This window comes from Roseburia rectibacter, from assembly GCF_014287515.2.
Lineage (GTDB): Bacteria > Bacillota > Clostridia > Lachnospirales > Lachnospiraceae > Roseburia > Roseburia rectibacter.
On record NZ_CP092473.1, the window covers coordinates 1,660,997 to 1,679,621 of the forward strand.

15 protein-coding genes, 2 pseudogenes and 1 riboswitch are annotated in these 18,625 nt (G+C 40.2%); of the genes and pseudogenes, 16 read left to right on the plus strand and 1 reads right to left on the minus strand.

The features are described from left to right. The first annotated feature begins 83 nt into the window (after nt 1-83). The 8 genes and pseudogenes from H8S51_RS07835 to H8S51_RS07870 form a co-directional block, all read left to right on the plus strand. Nucleotides 84-731 (plus strand): response regulator transcription factor, encoded by a 648-nt coding sequence (locus H8S51_RS07835; RefSeq protein WP_015520501.1) that lies wholly within the window; start codon nt 84-86, stop codon nt 729-731. Beyond that, nucleotides 728-1,876 carry a sensor histidine kinase gene (locus H8S51_RS07840; RefSeq protein WP_118209058.1) on the plus strand — a complete coding sequence of 383 codons (1,149 nt, stop codon included), beginning with the start codon at nt 728-730 and terminating at the stop codon, nt 1,874-1,876. Before H8S51_RS07835 ends, H8S51_RS07840 begins: the two co-directional genes overlap by 4 nt. A gap of 127 nt (nt 1,877-2,003) precedes the next feature. Beyond that, entirely contained in the window at nt 2,004-2,183 is a 180-nt protein-coding gene (locus tag H8S51_RS07845) for a hypothetical protein (protein WP_186899455.1), read from the plus strand. 254 nt (nt 2,184-2,437) lie between these two features. After that, nucleotides 2,438-2,779: a transposase gene (locus H8S51_RS07850; RefSeq protein WP_006855988.1), complete on the plus strand. Its 342-nt coding sequence runs from the start codon at nt 2,438-2,440 to the stop codon at nt 2,777-2,779. Beyond that, a complete protein-coding gene (locus tag H8S51_RS07855; protein ID WP_117922402.1) occupies nt 2,776-3,684 on the plus strand; it encodes an IS3 family transposase in 909 nt (302 codons plus the stop codon). Before H8S51_RS07850 ends, H8S51_RS07855 begins: the two co-directional genes overlap by 4 nt. A gap of 195 nt (nt 3,685-3,879) precedes the next feature. Beyond that, nucleotides 3,880-4,401 carry a helix-turn-helix domain-containing protein gene (locus H8S51_RS07860; RefSeq protein WP_241070963.1) on the plus strand — a complete coding sequence of 174 codons (522 nt, stop codon included), beginning with the start codon at nt 3,880-3,882 and terminating at the stop codon, nt 4,399-4,401. Between the two features lie 4 nt (nt 4,402-4,405). Then, nucleotides 4,406-5,098: an LptM family lipoprotein gene (locus H8S51_RS07865; RefSeq protein WP_044998691.1), complete on the plus strand. Its 693-nt coding sequence runs from the start codon at nt 4,406-4,408 to the stop codon at nt 5,096-5,098. Nucleotides 5,099-5,374: 276 nt separating this feature from the next. Continuing rightward, nucleotides 5,375-5,686 (plus strand): annotated as a pseudogene (locus H8S51_RS07870) (integrase core domain-containing protein); the annotation flags it as partial. A gap of 51 nt (nt 5,687-5,737) precedes the next feature. On the opposite strand, the pseudogene H8S51_RS07875 reads toward H8S51_RS07870, so the two are convergent. After that, nucleotides 5,738-7,285, minus strand: a pseudogene (locus tag H8S51_RS07875) (IS1634 family transposase); the annotation flags it as partial. Nucleotides 7,286-7,624: 339 nt separating this feature from the next. Between H8S51_RS07875 and H8S51_RS07880 the strand changes: the two are divergent. The 8 genes from H8S51_RS07880 to H8S51_RS07915 all read left to right on the plus strand — a co-directional run bounded on the left by H8S51_RS07880 (nt 7,625) and on the right by H8S51_RS07915 (nt 16,674). After that, entirely contained in the window at nt 7,625-8,632 is a 1,008-nt protein-coding gene (locus H8S51_RS07880; RefSeq protein ID WP_330414575.1) for a DUF5692 family protein, read from the plus strand. 172 nt (nt 8,633-8,804) lie between these two features. Beyond that, nucleotides 8,805-9,467 (plus strand): response regulator transcription factor, encoded by a 663-nt coding sequence (locus tag H8S51_RS07885; protein WP_117918772.1) that lies wholly within the window; start codon nt 8,805-8,807, stop codon nt 9,465-9,467. Then, a complete protein-coding gene (locus H8S51_RS07890) occupies nt 9,457-10,281 on the plus strand; it encodes a sensor histidine kinase (protein ID WP_117918467.1) in 825 nt (274 codons plus the stop codon). Before H8S51_RS07885 ends, H8S51_RS07890 begins: the two co-directional genes overlap by 11 nt. 86 nt (nt 10,282-10,367) lie before the next feature. Next, on the plus strand, nt 10,368-11,051 hold the full coding sequence (locus H8S51_RS07895) for an ABC transporter ATP-binding protein (protein WP_186900622.1): 684 nt from the start codon (nt 10,368-10,370) through the stop codon (nt 11,049-11,051). After that, complete coding sequence (locus H8S51_RS07900; RefSeq protein WP_117918462.1) at nt 11,048-13,039, plus strand: ABC transporter permease; 1,992 nt, start codon at nt 11,048-11,050, stop codon at nt 13,037-13,039. The genes H8S51_RS07895 and H8S51_RS07900 overlap by 4 nt, the downstream gene beginning before the upstream one ends. 85 nt (nt 13,040-13,124) lie before the next feature. Then, nucleotides 13,125-13,772 carry a TetR/AcrR family transcriptional regulator gene (locus tag H8S51_RS07905; protein ID WP_147345365.1) on the plus strand — a complete coding sequence of 216 codons (648 nt, stop codon included), beginning with the start codon at nt 13,125-13,127 and terminating at the stop codon, nt 13,770-13,772. 89 nt (nt 13,773-13,861) lie between these two features. After that, complete coding sequence (locus H8S51_RS07910; RefSeq protein WP_186900623.1) at nt 13,862-14,650, plus strand: class I SAM-dependent methyltransferase; 789 nt, start codon at nt 13,862-13,864, stop codon at nt 14,648-14,650. A gap of 335 nt (nt 14,651-14,985) precedes the next feature. Then, nucleotides 14,986-16,674 carry an ABC transporter ATP-binding protein gene (locus H8S51_RS07915; protein WP_186900624.1) on the plus strand — a complete coding sequence of 563 codons (1,689 nt, stop codon included), beginning with the start codon at nt 14,986-14,988 and terminating at the stop codon, nt 16,672-16,674. 562 nt (nt 16,675-17,236) lie between these two features. Beyond that, nucleotides 17,237-17,343: riboswitch (TPP riboswitch) on the plus strand. Nucleotides 17,344-18,625 lie beyond the last annotated feature (1,282 nt).

Sequence of the window (18,625 nt, forward strand, 5' to 3'; positions counted from 1 at the left end):
TTATACAATAGCTGTTGTAAAATTTGTGTTAAGAAGCAGGTGAATGAATTTTGAGATTATTGATAGTTGAAGATGAGAAACAAATGTGTGACATGGTTGCAAAACGGCTGTATGATGCAGGGTACGAGGTGGATACCTGTTATGATGGGGAAGAGGCTTTTGAAAGTGTCCTGACGGAGAATTATGATCTGATCGTTCTGGATCTGAATCTGCCCGGTATGGATGGAATGGAGATCTTAAAGGAACTTAGACAGAGAAATGAGGAGACAAAGGTTCTTATATTATCTGCAAGAGGGCAGATTGCGGATAAGGTTGAAGGACTGGATGCAGGGGCAAATGACTATATGGAAAAACCATTTCATCTGCAGGAACTTGAGGCGCGTATCAGAAGTCTGACAAGAAGAAAATTTGTGCAGAAAGATGTGTGTCTGGAAAGTGGTGGGATAAAGTTCGATACGGTAAGACGTGAGGCATATGCAAAAGGGAAAATGATTTCCCTGACAAGAAAAGAAAATGGCATTTTGGAATATTTACTTCTGAATCCTGGAAGACCGGTAAGTCAGGAGGAATTGATGGAACATGTCTGGGATGCATCCGTGGATAGCTTTAGTGGTGCCATCAGAGTACACATGTCTTCGCTTAGGAAAAAGCTTAAGGCTGAACTTGGATATGATCCGATTTTAAACAAGGTGGGAGAGGGATATAAAATACGGGAGGAGTCTGAACGATGAAAAGAATATCACTGCAGTGGAGGCTTACCTGTATCATTACAGTATATATTGCAGTTATATGTGGATGTCTGACGATGTTTGTCTATAAAAATGGCGTGTATTATATCGATTCCCTGCAGGAGACTGTGGATGCCCAGGGAGAGGATAACGGGGAGGATACGGATGAAATATATATCAGCATTCCAGATGATAAGTGGGATGAGTTTGCCAATGATTTTTCTATCCAGGCATATAATAATAAGGAAGATTACAAAAAAAACAGTCTGCTGATATCAGCCATATTGGCTCTTATTGGCGGGGTAGTTACATATTTTATAAGTGGGCATGCACTCAGACCAATCCGTGAATTTTCTGATAAAATTGAAGAAGTACAGGCGCAAAATCTGGCAGCTTCACGAATAGAAGAAAATAAAGTTAAAGAATTGAACCAGCTTAGCGTTTCGTATAATAAGATGCTTGAACGTCTCTCGGACGCATTTGAGATACAGAGGCAATTTACCGCAAATGCAGCACATGAACTGCGGACGCCATTATCTTTGATGCAGGTACAGCTTGATCTTTATAATTCTACACGGCATCCGGATAATGATGCTGATACATTGCAGACAATAAAGATGGTTACCGAGCAGAATGGAAGACTCAGTAAAATGGTAAAAACGCTCCTTGATATGAGTGAACTCCAGACTGTGGGACGGGATGATGAAATTATGGTTGACGCGCTTGTTGATGAAGTGTTAGCAGATCTGGATCCTCTTGCACAGGAAAAAAACATAAAACTTACTGGAAAATGTAAAAATATAACGATGGTTGGAAGTGACATTCTTATTTACAGGCTGGTATACAATCTTGTTGAGAATGCCATAAAATATAATCATTCGGGCGGACAGGTTACAGTAACTGCATACCGGAAGGAAAAACATGTTTATCTGTCCGTGGAGGATACGGGAAACGGAATCCCTGAGGAACTCAGGGAACGCGTGTTTGAACCATTCTTTCGTGTGGATAAATCCAGAAGCCGGGAACTTGGCGGTGTAGGACTTGGACTTGCGCTTGTCCGTGAAATCGTGAGAGTGCATGATGGCAGTATTGCAGTCAGATCAAATCCGTCTGGAGGAACGGTTTTTGATGTAATATTACCACTGTGATCGATCATAACTTATTAGTTACATCTGGCTGTCTCGTGCCTGGGGTATTTAATTCTTTTCTATTGAATTATGCGGATATCTGGTTGTTTTTGTAGTGTCGAATGTATTGCTGAAAGTTTTGATGCAAATGAAAGAGAAAGTCCTTAATCATGAGGAAATGTTAAATCATTATCTGATACGCGGATTTATGGAACTGGTCATATTCCGCATGGAAAGGCAGTTTCCGAATGAGATCATGATGGCACTGGAAAAGGTGAATCTTTCCTGCCCGGTTCGTGATTCTGCCAGAGGACTTTTGAGAAACTGATGAAGTAAGATCCATATTTTGCGGAACTCTATATGGCTCAGGATAAAAACCTTGCATTTTGAGAACAGGCGTGTATAATCTCATTTTTGACAGTTGATTAGTTAATAAAGTGCCACAATCCCTGTAAATACAAGGGGTGTGGCACTTTTATCTGCATACACGAAATATAGTAATGTTGATGTTGTATAAATAAAGTTGACACCTTATTCTCAAGGAATTCATGTATAATAAAAGAGAATAAGGAGGAACTCTCAATGTCACGAACCCAACGTAAATACGACCAGGAATATAAGATCCAGGCTGTCAAACTTGCCAAAGAAATCGGCGGTGCTAAGGCAGCCAAAGAATTAGGTATCCCAGAAGGAACCATCCACACATGGCTGAAAGCAGTTAGAGCAGGCACATTGGATATTGGCGACGGTGCACATACTCCGGAAAGCGCGATGAGTCTTGCTGAGGAGCTTGCCATGCTCCGCAAACGCGTTAAAGATCAGGACAAAGAAATCCGGCGTCTGAAAGAGGAAAATGAATTTCTCGAGGAAGCAAGCGCTTTTTTCGCAGCCAGCCGTCGGAAGTCAGCAAGAACCAAAGAATGATGTTCATTGCCATAAAAACGAAAGACGGCGTGATTAAGGGAAAACTCTCATTCTATTGCCGGATGCTTGGCGTCAGCCGCCAGGGTTTCTACAAATATCTTGCTATTAAAGATCGCCCTTGGAAATATCAGGATCTTGCTGATGCCATGAGAGTGATCCATGCTGAGGATGAATGCAATGATACCTATGGACGTATTCGCATGTACCAAGCACTGCTCCTTAAGAATCCGACGGGAATCAAGATCCCCAGTGAACGAACCGTTTACAGGGTTATGGATGAAATAGGACTTGTCCATCGGCCAAAGCGCAAGCCAAATGGCATTAGCAAGGCTGATCGGGAAGCACGTAAGTCAGATGATCTTCTGAAGAGAGAGTTCAAGGCTGATAAGCCACTTGAAAAATGCGTAACTGATATCACAGAAATCAAGGCAAAAGATGGAAAACTGTATGTTTCAGCCATCTTCGACTGCTTTGATTCCAGCGTTCTGGGACTGGCAATGGAAACAAACATGAAGGCAACTCTGTGTGAGCATACACTGGATAATGCCTATCTGGCGCATCCTGATCTGCGAGGTGCCATTGTGCACTCCGACAGAGGAAGACAATATACCAGTGAAACCTACCGTCAGGCGCTTTCTAAATATGGCATTATACAAAGCATGAACAGTGATGGTGGCAGGTGCCACGATAATGCTCGATGTGAAAGCATGTGGGCCAGAATGAAAAGCGAGCTTCTCTATGACCGCTACAATACGGAAAGCCTGACCACGGATGAGCTGAGAGTTCTTATTTGGAGATATTTCATCAGTTACTGGAACAACAGGAGGATCTGCTCTGCCAACGGTGGGCTTCCTCCTATGATTAAGCGTCAGAGATACTACCAATCTCTGGGCCTGGCTGCATAGGAAATGATATCTTTGAGATAAATGTGTCAACCAATATTGACAATATCATAATTTTAAATGCCTTTATATGAACACTTAAAGTGCAGAAAAACAAGCAATTTCATAAATGTTATTATTTTGAGCGCAAATGTAAAGCAATGTTGATAGAAAAAATTGTTTATTTTATTTAAAATTGCTCTTAAAGGAGGACACAAAATGGAAATTGGAAATAAAATCAACCAATTAAGGAAACTTTCGGGAATGACACAAGAACAATTAGCAGAAAAACTTAACGTATCCAGACAGACTATTTCCAAATGGGAGTCAGATAGCACTTCCCCTGATTTAGAAAGTATCGTTAAAATAAGCAGAATTTTTCATGTGTCATTAGATGATTTGCTAAAGGAAGGAGAAGCAGGTGTGGCAAACAAAACTGATGAGCAAATAACTTTAGAAGATTTGATGAAAATAAATCTTCAAAACAGAAAAATGACGCTGTTGCTAATTAGTGGTCTGATTTTTATTATGGTTAGCATATTAAATTTCGCCTATGTAATTGCGCTACAAAGCACAACACTTAGTACCCAGTATATGCTATACCGATATATCGTTACAGGACAATACGAAAATGCCCCTATTGATTATATGCGGTTAATGATACCGTCTATTATTGCGGCAGCAATCGGAGTGATATTGTTCATAAGTTATACCATTGAAAGAAGAAAAAAAGGAGACTGAAAATATGTATAAAGCAAAGAAGTTTATTTCATATATGGCTTTATGTGTGTTAATCTTTTCTTTATGTGCATGTGGAGAAAAAGGTAGTGAAAACGCTGCTATTTATGGAGAAACCGTCGGAGGATTGGAAGATAATGAGCTTTTTGCAATTATTGATACAAATGCTTCTTTACCTGTTTTACTTGTTACCTCACAAGTATATAATGACGGTTTGGGAAATCAGGCAGCACTTAATTGTGATGTATATTATTTGATAGATAAAGAAGTTAAAAACATAGGAACAATAGAAAGTATGGGAACAGCATATCCTATCGCCTATGATGAAACAGGTATTTATGCTGCTTCCGGTCACGATATGCAGCGTTTTGAAATTGAAAAATCCGGTTCGCTCAGACTGGCAGAGGGGATTTATGAGCAATTTGACGAAAGTGGAAATGCTGCTTATACCATGAAAAAAGGAGAGGAAACAGATGTAATTACAGAAGAAGAATACTATGCAGCTTTTGAAAAATACAGCAATGCTACCATAGTAAATTTCTCTTATGGTGCATCGGACGCTGGCAAGGCAGAAGTGGTAACTAACAATGAGCTGGAACCCCGTCAAGGAAATATAGCAGAAGATGTCAATGTACTAGAAATTGTACAAGAGACAGCCTCGGAATTTGCAGTCAAAAAAATGGAAACTTCTTATTTTTGAAAGGCAGGACAATGAAATTTTTTATGCCGCTACTTTGGTAGAAAATGATTGTGCGCCGGAGATGATATTTTTACAAACGACTTACAGACAACACTTAAAGAATAGCAAACCCAGTCGAGCCAGTCAACGGCAAGATGAACGGCTCTTGCAGAGCCGCCGTTGACAGCCCCGCCCGGTTTTGCAGTTAGGCAGTCAAGGAGCGACAGCCTAAAGTGCTGCCGCCCCTTACTTTTATGATACAGCATCAACTTTGGAAGTATATCCTGATGCTGTATCAGAGGAACACAGTACACAAGTGAGTTATATCGTAAAGCAATCAGCAAATATGGCATTCTCCAAAGCATGAACAGTGCTGGCGGCAGATGCCACGACAATGCCAGATGCGAAAGCATGTGGGCAAGATTCAAAGAAGAATTACTTTATGGACGTTATGATACCACTTCAATGACAGTAGAACAGTTAAAAACACTCATCTGGAGATATTTCATCAGCTATTGGAATAACCGAAGAATCTGCTCTGCTAATGGTGGCTTACCTCCGATGATTAAGCGTCAACAATACTACGATTCATTACAGGAGGCAGCATAGGTCGAACATCCTTGAGAAAAAAGTGTAAACCAATATTGACAATATCATGTTTTATCTCCGCTTACTTTTTTTCTGAATTCCTTTTATTTTCCGTTTTGTTATGAATTGATAGTCCGTTCTGAATCCGCAGGTTTCATGGAGATCGTCAGTGATTTCCTGACGCTCATATACCGGCATGAAACCCTGTTCTTCTATATCCGTAAATTTTATGTCTTTTAAAGTGTGAAGTAATTGTTCTGTGGTATAAGTCCCTTTCAAGGAGCGGTTTAATAACCGGAAATGTAACAGAGCAAGAAAACAGGTAAGAAAATGAGCCTTAATTCGGTCTTCACGGTTTAAGTAAACGGGTCTGGCTTCAAAGTCTGTTTTCATAGTTCTGAAACAGTCTTCAATCTGCCATCTTCCTTCACTGACTTTTAAGATATCTGCAACGTTATCATCAAGCAGGTCTGTACATACCGCATAAAGCCCGTCATACATTTCTTCTTCAGCAATCTTATCCGTATCGAGATAATAGTGGATATTAGCTTTTTCTCCTTCGTTGGTTACAGCTACCTTATTTACAAATCTTGCAGGATCATTTGGATTTTTGCGCTGTTTTTTTAGAGAGCCATTTGCAACCATTTTTTCTGCCCGACAGATCTGCTCCGCACGGATGGATTTCTGATAAGCGGCATATTTAGGGGAGTAGGTTATGATCAATCTTTGATCCAGTTTTTTTGTTGTAAATGGTTCGTCTTTATAATAAAGCTGGTTCTTGTCATCATCTGTCAGTTTTGTGAGGTCAACAGGTTTATCATCTGAGAGACGTTTAAAGCCAGTTTTCTTTAAAGCCCATGCCCGGTCTTCAGCAGGCAGCTTTTTGATGGACTGAGTGACAATAAATGCCCTTTGTCCCATGTGATTAAGAACACGGTTATCCTCAGAAGCAAGTCCGGCGTCACTGCAATAGATAAACTTATCACAGCCGAATTGTTGGAGAATCTTTGTTTCTAAAGGTTTTAAGGATTTCTGCTCATTTTGGTTTCCAGGAAAGAGTGAGAAAGCCAAAGGTATTCCGTCACCATCCGTAAAGAGACCCATTTGAATAATGGAATTCGGACGGTGCTCTTTGCTTTTTCCGTATTTTTTATCTCCATTTTCCTGTTCGATTTCAAAGTAGTAGTTTGTGCAATCATAATAAAGGATCCGATCCATTCTGTCACCGAGAAAAAAGCTATTTTTATAAACTTCTGATTGAATAAAATCCATTTCAGAAGCAAGAACAGAAAGAGCTCGGTACACATCATGAAGTTCATAAGTGGGAGGCTCAAGGAACTGTTTTGCTGCTCGGAAAGAAGAACTTTTGCTGGAAGGTTCTAGAACCCTTGTATAAATTAAATCAGATAAAATCGCATTAAGATCATACTCGAATTTATGTCGGCTTTTGATTTTTCGGCAGACAGAATCGAGCTTAAGCCCATAGTAAATAGACTGAAGAAAAAGATATCCGCCAGAAAAAAGTTTCTGCTTATTATAGTCCATGAGTCTGTTGGAATGAAATGGGATCATGACAGTAGCATCCTCTTTTTCACTTTTATATTTCAGTGTTTCAAGACGATATCACTAAATATTACTATATAATAAAAATAAAAATTTGACAAAAAAATAAGCCTATTTCAAGGCTTTGCGGTACTTTTTTGCATTTCAATGTGTCAAACTCCCGATAAAGGCAGTATCTATCTGAACGTGAGATCTGGAACGCTTACGATCGAGGATGAAAAATAAAACTGGTTATACCACAAGAAATAAATGGCACTTTTTGGTTCAAAAGGACGAAAAAGTGCCATTTTTGCAGAAAAACATAAATTATATTGAAACTTTATAAAATTAATGTTAAAATTATAACAATGTCTGGTATGACCAGATAAAACTAATCTATATAAGGGAGGAATGTATATGTTTACATTTCATGAAGGCCCTTCAGGATTTACCGCAGCGGGAAATGGATTTTCGAATCTTACGGTAATTCTGATCTGGGTAGCAGTATTTGCAGCTTTGGTTCTGCTTAATGAAGTATCAAGAAGATGGAAGTGGAGCGGTTTCTTTTTCTGGTTCATACTTCCGGTCATTGGAACAGTTACATGGTTTACGGTATTAAAAGGTATTGCCTATACCGACTGGTTCCACCTTGCAAAGTATTATTCATCCACCGCAGGCTGTATTTTCTTCTGGTGTTTCCGTTATGTCAAGGGAACAAGAAAAGACGGTACGACCTGGGAACTGAAAAACAACAAGATCTTCATGCTTTTAATTCCGGCAATCCTTGCTATCAATATTTTCGAGGCTTGTTCCCGTGATTTCCAGGTTGCAATGCAGTACTGGGGCAATATCACAGAACTCGCCGATGAGCCGGGCATGTTCGTACTTGGCGGACCATGGAATATTATGAATGGTATCGCAGGTATTTTAAATGCGGTTACGATCGCAGGCTGGTTTGGCGTATGTGTACGTAAAAAGAGTGACAAAGACAGTTCACGCGATATGATCTGGCCGGATATGATGTGGTTCTGGATCGTTGCATACGATTTATGGAACTTTGCTTATACATATAACTGTCTGCCGAGCCACGCATGGTACTGCGGACTTGCATTACTGTTAGCTCCGACAACAGCAGCATTTCTTATCAACAAGGGTGCATGGCTTGAGAACCGTGCCAGAACACTTTCCATCTGGTGCTTCTTCGCGCAGTGCTGGCCGATGTTCCAGGATGAGGTAGTTGTTGTAAACTCTACTTACAATCCGGTAATCTACAACATCGTAAGTGCTTTAGCATTGATCGCTAACGTTGCAGTATTTGTATTTATGATCTACAAATCTGTCCAGAAGAAAAAGAATCCATGGACAAACAGCATCTATGATGACATGGATGGATATAAGAAGATCGCAGAGCAGGCTGAGGCATAAGGACATAATTGCTATGCTGCTGATGCAGGAATGCCTGTGATAATAAAAAATTGAAAAATAAAGAGAAGCCTGTCGCAGCGGATGCGGTAGGCTTTTTCTTTATTTTGTGTTATTATTTTACAGTGGATTTTTTGAAAAGCAGTGACTGGTCAGAATGAGAAAGGGGTTGCAGATGAATTATATTTTACTGGTAGAAGATGATACTATGATCGCATCGGGAATTATATATGCACTGGAAATGGAAGGCTATGAAGTCTGTCATGCTGTGACCGTTGCGGATGCGTGTGGTTTCATCGAAAAAAGATATTTTGATCTTGCAATTTTAGATATGCAGCTGCCGGACGGACTGGGGGCTGATATAGGCAATAAATTAAAAAATACAGATACATCCGTCATTTTTCTGACTGTAGTTGATGATGAAAATACGATTGTCAGGGCTTTTGATGAAGGTGCAGCAGATTATGTCGTAAAGCCTTTCCGGATCAGGGAACTGCTTGCGAGAGTAAGGCGTGTGTTATCGGTTCAGAATAAGCAGACGGGAAAGAATCATATCATTTGCATAGGACAGGTCAAGATCAATACGGATGAGGCAAAAGTTTATGTGGATGACAGGATTGTTGATCTTACTGCGTTAGAATACAGACTGCTTCTTATTTTTGCTAATAATCAGAGAGTCTTATTATCCCGACAGCAGATTTTAGATAAAATCTGGGATATAGATGGTAATTTTGTGGAGGATAATACACTCACTGTTTACGTGAAAAGACTGCGTGAAAAACTCGGGGCGGCATTACAGATCGAGACTGTGAGAGGAATGGGATATCGTGTGGATTAAGAAAAAAGAAGTAGAAAAATTGTCTGAGTTTGTGAAAGGCTATATTTCCGGTGAGAAATTTGATATCCGTGATAACAGAGAGGGTGCATTTCAGATTTTAAAAAATGACATCTATGCTCTGGTTAACAGGAAAAATGAACAGATCAAGGTGATCGAATCGGAAAGAGACATTCTTTCTGACTATATGGCAGATATTTCTCATCAGCTTAAAACACCTATCACTTCCATGATGATCATGGCAGATTTATTAGAAGATGCAGAACCGGAAAAACAGGCGGAATTTATTCATAACATCAGAGTTTCTTTAAACAAGATGGAGTGGCTTGTAGGCGCACTGCTTAAGATGGCAAAGATTGATGCACATGCCATTGAGTTTATAAAAAAAGATATAAAGACATCAGAATTGCTTGAAGCTGTAAATCCTTCGGTTGCGATACTTTTAGATATTAATAATCAGAAACTTATACTGAAAAATGACAGCGTTATCAGTTGTGATAAGCAATGGACGGTGGAGGCACTTACGAATCTTGTAAAAAATGCGATCGAGTATTCTCCGAAAGATAGTGAAATCGAAATAGACAGCGGTGGAAATCCGTTGTATAGCTGGATCTCGGTAAAGGATAGCGGTGCAGGAATGAGTAGAGAGCAGTACGCAGCCCTTTTTAAAAGATTTGAATATTCCACAAATGAAAATGGCTTTGGGATTGGGATGCCGCTTGCGTTATCAATTGTCAAAGGACAGGGCGGAGATATAGATATTGATTTTGGGAACTATGGATGCGGTACGACGTTTATCATAAAATTTTTTAAGTGACAGAATTGTCATAATTGATTTTGGTTTTGTCACGGAACAGTCATTTTACATTGTTAAGATCAGTAGTGAAAAGGGAGGATAATGCGATGGCTGTTTTAGAAGTAAGAGAGCTGACAAAGAAATATAGTCAGGGAGAAGCGGAAGTGACCGCACTTGATCATGTTTCTTTTTCTGTTGAAAGAGGAGAATTTGTTGCGATTGTCGGAGCTTCCGGTTCAGGAAAATCTACCCTTATGAACATGATCGGAGGACTTGATCATCCAACCAGTGGTTCTGTCGTGATCGAGGAAAATGATATTGCTGCAATGAACGAGGATGAACTTGCTATTTTTCGAAGAAGAAATCTGGGAATTATTTATCAGTTTTACAATCTGATTCCTACGCTTACTGCAGAGGAAAATATTATGCTGCCATGGAAACTGGATGGAAGAAAAGAAAATAAAAAACGATTAACAGAAATGATGCAGCTGCTTGGGCTTTTGGAACGGGCAAAACATCTTCCGGGACAGATGTCCGGTGGACAGCAGCAGAGAGTATCAATCGGAAGGGCACTGATCAATGAGCCGGCTTTTATACTGGCGGATGAACCGACTGGAAACCTTGACAGTAAGACGGGCAGAGAGATTATGGATATTTTAAAGCTTGCCAATCAAAAGTATAAGCAGACGATTCTTTTAGTTACGCATGATGAAAAAATTGCCTTGCAGGCGAGCCGGATCATTACGATCGGAGACGGGAAAATTGTAAAAGATGAGGTGATGAAATCATGAAAATTACATCACAGCTCGCACTCAGTCAGCTAAAATTAAATAAAAAAAGAACAATGGCAGGGATTTCTGCTATTTCACTGGCAACAGCACTTGTTACGGCAGTTATGTGTTTTGTAACCAGTGGCAACAGGATGCTTACGGTTTTTTTAGAACCGGGATATGGAGACTATAGCAGTGTGTATTTTCTTTTGATTTTCGTTCCGGTTTTAATTTTAGGGATATTGATCGCTCTTATGTCGGTAACGGTGATATCAAATATTTTTGTGGCAAGTGCCAATAAAAGGATTCAGGAATTTGGTATTTTAAAATGTGTAGGTGGAACCGGAAAACAGATCAGAGCATGTGTTATCTGTGAAAGTTTGTGGCTTTGTGTGGTTGGTATTCCGCTTGGACTTATGGCAGGAACTTTGCTTGGATATATTGGTATAAAAATCACAGGATATTTTGTTTCGAATATCGATCAACTTTCAAAAAGTATTATTATGAGACCGTTTTCCTTTTCTTTGTCATTTCATATTTCGGTATGGACATATCTGTTTGCTTCCTTTTTTTCATTTTTGATTGTTCTTAGATCTGCGTACAAGCCTGCAAAAACTGTTGGAAGGCTTACTGCAATACAGTGTGTAAAAGGTATAACGACAGACATAAATCTAAAAGAGCTTGCTGTAAAAGGTGGATTGGCTGGAAAAATTTTTGGATGTGAAGGAGAGATTGCATGGAAAAATATTAAAAGGAATCAATCAGGATACAAAGCAACAGTACGGGCATTATCACTTGCAATTTTACTGTTTTTGATGACAGGTGGACTGGCAGAACAAGCGAAAGAGTTTCAGGAATGGATGACGCCGGATTCAAAAGAGATGGATGTGGATTATTGTTCAATTCGCAATATAGAGGTGAATAAACGAACCGGACGTACCGAAGAAAAGATCGTATCACCAATATCCTCTATAACTTATAACGAAATAACAAAAAGATTAGCTGAATATGGTAATATAGAAGTATATGGAGTAGGAAATGATGCATGTACATATCAGGCAATCCTGGATAAGAATTTCCTGTCTAAGGATATGTCAGAGGCTCCAGACATTTTTGATGAGAATGCAGAAGCAGGGGTTTCTCTCATATCGGTGGATGAAAAATTATATCAGAAGCTGTGTGACAGAGCAGGAGCTCCTTACGGCAGTAATCTTTTGATAAACAGTTACCAGTATAATGATAATGGGAGAACAAAGAGCATAAAACCCTTTGGAGAAACGGTTACGGAAATCACTTTGATAAATGCAGCCGAAGAGAAGAAAAGGATTGAAATTGGAGGTTTTTTATATCAGGAAGATCTGAAAGAACCGGGATTTCGTGATATGTCTCCTGATCCGGTAAGGATTGTTGTGCCGGATGTTACTGCCAGATATTTCGACTGGTTTTGTACACCGGATGATGAACAGGCATTTGCAGAATATGCCAGAAAAATCATGGATGAATATTATCCGGTACTTACAGAGGATTCCTATGTGGATCAGGGATATACGGTGAGAATAAGCCGCATGGATACGATGGCAAAAATGTTAAATATCGCAATTATCCTTGCGGAAATTATTCTATATGGATTTGTTATTCTGTTGATTTTTATGGGATTTGCAAGTGTGATCAACACGCTTGCGGCAAATATCAGGATCAGAGGACGAGAGTTTGCAATTTTAAAAAGTGTTGGAATGACAAATGCTTCCATTCAAAAAATGCTTTACTGTGAAAGCCTGATATGCATTATAAAAGCACTGATACCAGGAACTGTACTCGGAATTGCAATACCATTTGCAATGAATCTGTCTATACGAAAAGCGTTTCCGGTGTTATATCATATTCCATGGGGAATGTTAATAGCAGGAGTGGTCGTCTTGACTGTGGTAGTGATGATTATCACATGGGCTGAAACAACTAAGCAAAAGGATAAGAGTATCATTGATGAGATCAGAATGGATGTCGTGTGATGTAATGGAGATTTGCATTTATATGGAAGAAAGAAATAAATATGGGATATATATATGGTGATGGCGTGAGTGTTCAGATCAAAAATTGACAAAACAGTTAGTTTGTGCTAACATAACTTGTGTTATGGAAGATGAGCGCAGAAAACAGACAGAACAAAAACTGATCAGATCCGGCAGGGCAGAGTTCCTAAAAAAGGGTTATGTAAAAGCCAGTCTCCGGGATATCTGCAAAGCAGCCGGTGTCACGACTGGAGCATTTTATTTCTCATTTGAGAGTAAAGAAGCGTTAATGACAGCCATTTTAGATCCGGTGATCGCTGATTATGAGCATATGTGCGCCGAACTGGCGCAAAGGGAAGAAGAGGATCCCGGTACAGCGGATGATAATGAACGGCAGATCATGGAATATTTATCGGAGCACCGGGCGGAGGCAATCATTCTGATGGAAAGATCAGAGGGCAGCCGTTATGAGGGCTTCCGGCAAAAAGTATACAGCCAGATGCAGGCGGCATTTACCAGCTATTTTTCAAAGTTTATGGGAAGTGAGCCGGATTCGGAAATGATCCGGATTTTGGTTGCAATGCGGCTTCGCGGATACATGGAACTGATAGAAGGAGATTATACCGTGGAAGAAAGACTAAAGCTTGCGAGGGAGATAGGCATACATGCCGACGCAGGATCGATGGCATTAATTCAATATTTAAAAGAACAAAGAGAAGTCTATCGCAGATGATGCGGTAGGCTTTTTCTATTGCAAAACATAACAGATCAGAAAAATTGTTATGCGCTCGCAAAACAAGGAGGAAAAAGGAGGATTTCATCATGAAAGAAAAAACAAATTATGGAAACTGGGTGCCGGAGAAGGCTCTGTATCTGCTGTTTGGACTGGCGGGGGTATTTCTTGTGGTCACGGTGCTGCTTGGAGTTATGGTACAGATGCCGGTTATCACGGTGATCGCGGGAGTGGTTTGTGCGCTGACATTTGCGATGGCGGTCTATATGCTGGTCTGCCATGAAGCGTTTGCATTTGGAAAGGGAAATATGATGGCAGGTGTGCATAAACATCTGGTAGAGCATCTTGACTGGGATGGAGAAGGGAAAATGCTCGATATCGGATGTGGTGCTGCTGCACTTACGGTCCGGTGCGCGAAGGCTTTCCCGAAAGCGCAGATCACGGCGATGGATTACTGGGGAGCAGAGTGGAGTTACGCAAAGGAGCAGTGTGAGAGAAATGTAAGACTAGAGAGTGTTGCAGTCCGCGTGTCATTTCAAAAAGGAGACGCAGCAAAGCTGGATTTTGCGGATGAAACATTTGATGCGGCAGTGAGCAATTTTGTGTTTCATGAAGTACGGTCGACGAAAGATAAGCGGAATGTGGTGAGAGAGGCACTCCGGGTGGTAAAAAAAAGAGGGGTATTTTCATTTCAGGATATGTTTTCACAGAAAGCGTTGTACGGAGATATGGATGCATTTGTTGAGGTATTAAAAGCCGAAGGAATCTCTGAGATACACTATATCGGTGATCTGGAAAAGAAACTTGATTTTATTCCGGGATTTGTGACGACGCCGTGGATGATCAGTGGGATGGGGATATTATATGGAAAGAAATAAATGTGATAAAATAAAATCTGAAATTTACAGGTGAAACGTGGATGGAATGTATGTAATTTTAGTAAAGAAAAAGTCTTGTGATTGGAATGGATTGCAGTTTTTCGCATCATTATGGTAAGATGAAAATACATGATACAGAATCGAGGTGAATTCATGATGAAATTTGTTCGAGGTAACTACTCAGTACAGTTGAAATGATCTGTTAGCAGATTGTACTGAGGTGAATTCATGATCATAGAATGTTAACGGAGCGTGCATTCTATGATATTAATATGCTGACAGTCACAACTGTACTGTTTCGTAGGTAAAAAATATGCGATAAAAGGAGTACAGTTATGCGTTACATAAAAGAAATACTAAAGAAAAATTTATTGGTTACATCTGGCTATCTCGTGATTGGGGTATTTAATTCCTTTCTTTTGAACTATAAGGCAGATTATTTTCAGAAAATCATTGACGGACTTTCCGGTGGAACCCTGACGATCATTGGGATTGTCGCATATGGGATCATTTTGCTTACCGGTTACATTTTGGAGTATGTGGACGAATATCCGGCAAAAAAACTGGAACATGGGATTTATCTGGACTTTAAGCTGTTAGCGCTTCAAAAAATCAGTATCATAGAGTATCTGGAATATGTGAAGCTGGGAACAGGAAAACTTGTTCAGAAAATTGAAAATGGTTCAACAGCGGGACGGGATGTGATATTTAATTTCTGGCTGGTTTTGATTCGCCAGTTATTGCCGTCCATACTATTCAGTATGTATTTTATTGCAAAAATCAACAGAAATATCATGTATATTTTGATGAGCGGATATCTGGTCGTTTTTGTAGTGTCGAATGTATTGCTGAAAGTTTTGATGCAAATGAAAGAGAAAGTCCTTAATCATGAGGAAATGTTAAATCATTATCTGATACGCGGATTTATGGAACTGGTCATATTCCGTGTGGAAAGGCAGTTTCCGAATGAGATCAGGAAAGCAGATGATGCAAAAAGGGAGATCGTATCTTCAAAAGTAAAAATGAATCTGATCCATGAGGCTTTTTTTACGATATTTGCATGGATGGTTGCATTTTTAAATATAGGGATTATATTTTATGCATGGAAAAGCAAAAATCTCACGGCGGGCGAAGTGGTGGCACTGATTTCGCTGGTGGAAAATGCGTATGTCCCAATCGCAATATTCAATGTGATCTATGTGCAATATAAGCTGGATAAGTCAGCTTATGCAAGATTTGTCCGGTTTTTGGAGTTAAAAAATGACGAGCAGCTCCAGAAAGGCAAGATTCCGGCTGGAAATGCAGGTGAGATCTGTGTCAGGAATCTTCACTTTGAATATGAAGAAAAGACGGCCTTGGATGAGGTGGCATTTACAATCACAAGAGGACAAAAAGTTGCCCTGGTCGGTGAGAGCGGTTCAGGAAAGTCGACACTGATAAAAATTCTTTTGGGATTTCTAAAGTATGACAGAGGTCAGATCAAGGTTGGAGGAGTGGAACTGAGAGATCTATGCCTTGATAAGTTCTATGACAAAATTGTTTATTTATCCCAGGATTCTCCGATTTTTGATGGGACGATCAGAGAAAATATTTTATTTGACAGAAATGTCCCAGACGATGAGATTATGATGGCACTGGAAAAGGTGAATCTTTCCTGTCTGGTTCGCGATTCTGCCAAGGGACTGGATACGCAGATCGGTGAAAAAGGCACGCGTCTGTCGGGCGGAGAAAAACAGCGGCTTGCACTTGCAAGATTGTGGTTTGAAGATCCGGAACTTGTTATTTTGGACGAAGCCACATCGGCGCTTGACAATTTAACAGAAGAGGCAGTTATGCAGGAAGTTCTTGATCGGTTAAAAGATCAGACGATGATCGTTATTGCCCACAGGCTGAATTTTATTGCAGCTTTTGATAAGATCATTGTATTTCGGAATAGTAAAATTACCAGTCAGGGGACTTTTGAGGAACTGATGAAATCAGATCCGTATTTTGCGGAACTTTATCATACAAGTAGTCAGATCTGATTGTCTGGATACATTTGTTGACTGGCAAAGGAAGAGATTTAGAAACATAAAATACGATTTTAAATTTTTGAAGTTGTCCATAGGAAAAAACTATGGACAACTTTTATTTTGTGTGCCGAGCATGGCGCTAATCTTGCTGGTGCAAGTCCAGTCATGGGTATTTACCGTCAAGTGTAGCGAACCACAAGTCGGTATCGGTAACGGTATGGATGGAGGAAGTGGTGTAGCAAAGTTCTTGAGCCTACGAACAGAAACTTGATAAGGCGATTAGGTGGGTAAGATTGCAAATCAAATCGAAGCCCAAATGGTAAACGTAAACCGAAATTGTAAATCAATGAAAAAAGCCGGGAACAAAGGTGCGTAACCTAATAAAGATGTGGGTACCAGAAGACTTGGCAAGACAGGCTGGAAACAGTTGCCGAGGATATTGGTTCACGACACATGCAGTTGCCATAAATATGGCAATGACAACAGCAATTTATGCAGGAAAAACTTGCATTTTGGGAACAAACGTGTATAATAAAGCTGTTATAAAAAAGACCATCACAAAAGTGATGTGGAAAACAAAAAAATGGGGTGCTCGCACAGGCGGGCTGAGAGTAAGCGGACGCTTTAACCCGGAACCTGATTTGGATAATGCCAACGTAGGGAGATAATGGATCACAAGTGTGTTTTTTTGTGCAGGAATCTTTGGTTGGGTTCCTGCACTTTTTATGGATAAGATATCTGCAAATGCTGGTTTGTGGGTGATATGAGTTTCCCTGTGTAGGGTGGTTCTGGGGGGTTACGATTGGCAAATCGCATCAAGCCGGGACTGTTTTGTTCCGTTGTACGAAAATAAGGCAAGTCTAAGTCAGCCTGATTTAATGTTTTTCGGAGTGACGTGTGCGTCTTAAACGCCCCGTCCGGGGGCATTAAGACTTGTGCTGCCGTCCGTGGCAGCACAACACTGTGTTACGAACAGGCAGACTAAGATTGCCTAATTTTCTCCCAAAGTCACAAAACGAATCCCGGCTTGATGCGATTTGCCAGCCACTAAGTTGTGAGCCACCCTTAGCCGGGAAACTCATTTTACAACCTTGGGGGTGCGTAAATTTTTAGTGTTTTGTGTCTGAATCTGATTAAAAAAAGATTTCCAAATAACTATATTCAATGGTTTATTATTTGTTTGACAACACTGGCAAAAACCTCGATATATACCACTATGCCCATATTTATTGCCATACACATTTGAAAAAATATTCTGTGTTATTTGGTCTGACAATTTACGAAATAATTCATGTAATACAATGCAGCAGCTGGAAATTCTGGGGAGTCATCAGGCTGAATATCAGTGATACAGCACATTAGGATTTTAAGCATATTTCCATTCGTGCGAATATCAAAAATTCACACCCGCGCCCCCATTTTGAGATGAACCGCCCACCCAAATGGTGTTCACAACCTGAAGACTGGCATCTTGCGCAAAGCCGAAGCTAATTTTGTGACTTTGGGAGAAAATTAGAAAATCTTAGTGCGTCTGTAGATACACAGTGATGTTCTGCCACGGATGGCAGAACAAGGCTTCACGAGCCACGGATGGCTCGTTGAACGCCGGTCACGTCACTCCGAGAAAATCTAACTCAGACACACTTAGACTTTTCTTATTTTCGTACAATGGAACCAAAATTAACTCCGGCTTTGCGCAAGATGCCACTCACAAGCCTACGATACACCATTTAGGGAGATGATTTATTTCATAAACAAACCATCATTTGGAGGACCGTTTATTCATACATCACTTGTGTCACAGCGGCAGATTGGGGGCACCACCTTAGGTCGCTATATAAAATTAATGCAAAACAAAGGAGGCAAATCCTCTGCTCCTGCAAGGGCGCATGCTATGCAGGCATAGCAGACATTTTGCTTCGCAAAACAAAGGAGGCAAATCCTCTGCTCCTGCAAGGGCAGT

Bases quoted from the DNA above. Each gene is read 5' to 3' on its own strand.
- H8S51_RS07855 (WP_117922402.1), top strand. From the start codon at position 2,776: ATGATGTTCATTGCCATAAAAACGAAAGACGGCGTGATTAAGGGAAAA.
- H8S51_RS07845 (WP_186899455.1), top strand. From the start codon at position 2,004: ATGAAAGAGAAAGTCCTTAATCATGAGGAAATGTTAAATCATTATCTG.
- H8S51_RS07885 (WP_117918772.1), top strand. From the start codon at position 8,805: ATGAATTATATTTTACTGGTAGAAGATGATACTATGATCGCATCGGGA.
- H8S51_RS07860 (WP_241070963.1), top strand. From the start codon at position 3,880: ATGGAAATTGGAAATAAAATCAACCAATTAAGGAAACTTTCGGGAATG.
- H8S51_RS07835 (WP_015520501.1), top strand. From the start codon at position 84: ATGTGTGACATGGTTGCAAAACGGCTGTATGATGCAGGGTACGAGGTG.
- H8S51_RS07840 (WP_118209058.1), top strand. From the start codon at position 728: ATGAAAAGAATATCACTGCAGTGGAGGCTTACCTGTATCATTACAGTA.
- H8S51_RS07900 (WP_117918462.1), top strand. From the start codon at position 11,048: ATGAAAATTACATCACAGCTCGCACTCAGTCAGCTAAAATTAAATAAA.
- H8S51_RS07850 (WP_006855988.1), top strand. From the start codon at position 2,438: ATGTCACGAACCCAACGTAAATACGACCAGGAATATAAGATCCAGGCT.
- H8S51_RS07895 (WP_186900622.1), top strand. From the start codon at position 10,368: ATGGCTGTTTTAGAAGTAAGAGAGCTGACAAAGAAATATAGTCAGGGA.
- H8S51_RS07910 (WP_186900623.1), top strand. From the start codon at position 13,862: ATGAAAGAAAAAACAAATTATGGAAACTGGGTGCCGGAGAAGGCTCTG.
- H8S51_RS07915 (WP_186900624.1), top strand. From the start codon at position 14,986: ATGCGTTACATAAAAGAAATACTAAAGAAAAATTTATTGGTTACATCT.
- H8S51_RS07880 (WP_330414575.1), top strand. From the start codon at position 7,625: ATGTTTACATTTCATGAAGGCCCTTCAGGATTTACCGCAGCGGGAAAT.
- H8S51_RS07865 (WP_044998691.1), top strand. From the start codon at position 4,406: ATGTATAAAGCAAAGAAGTTTATTTCATATATGGCTTTATGTGTGTTA.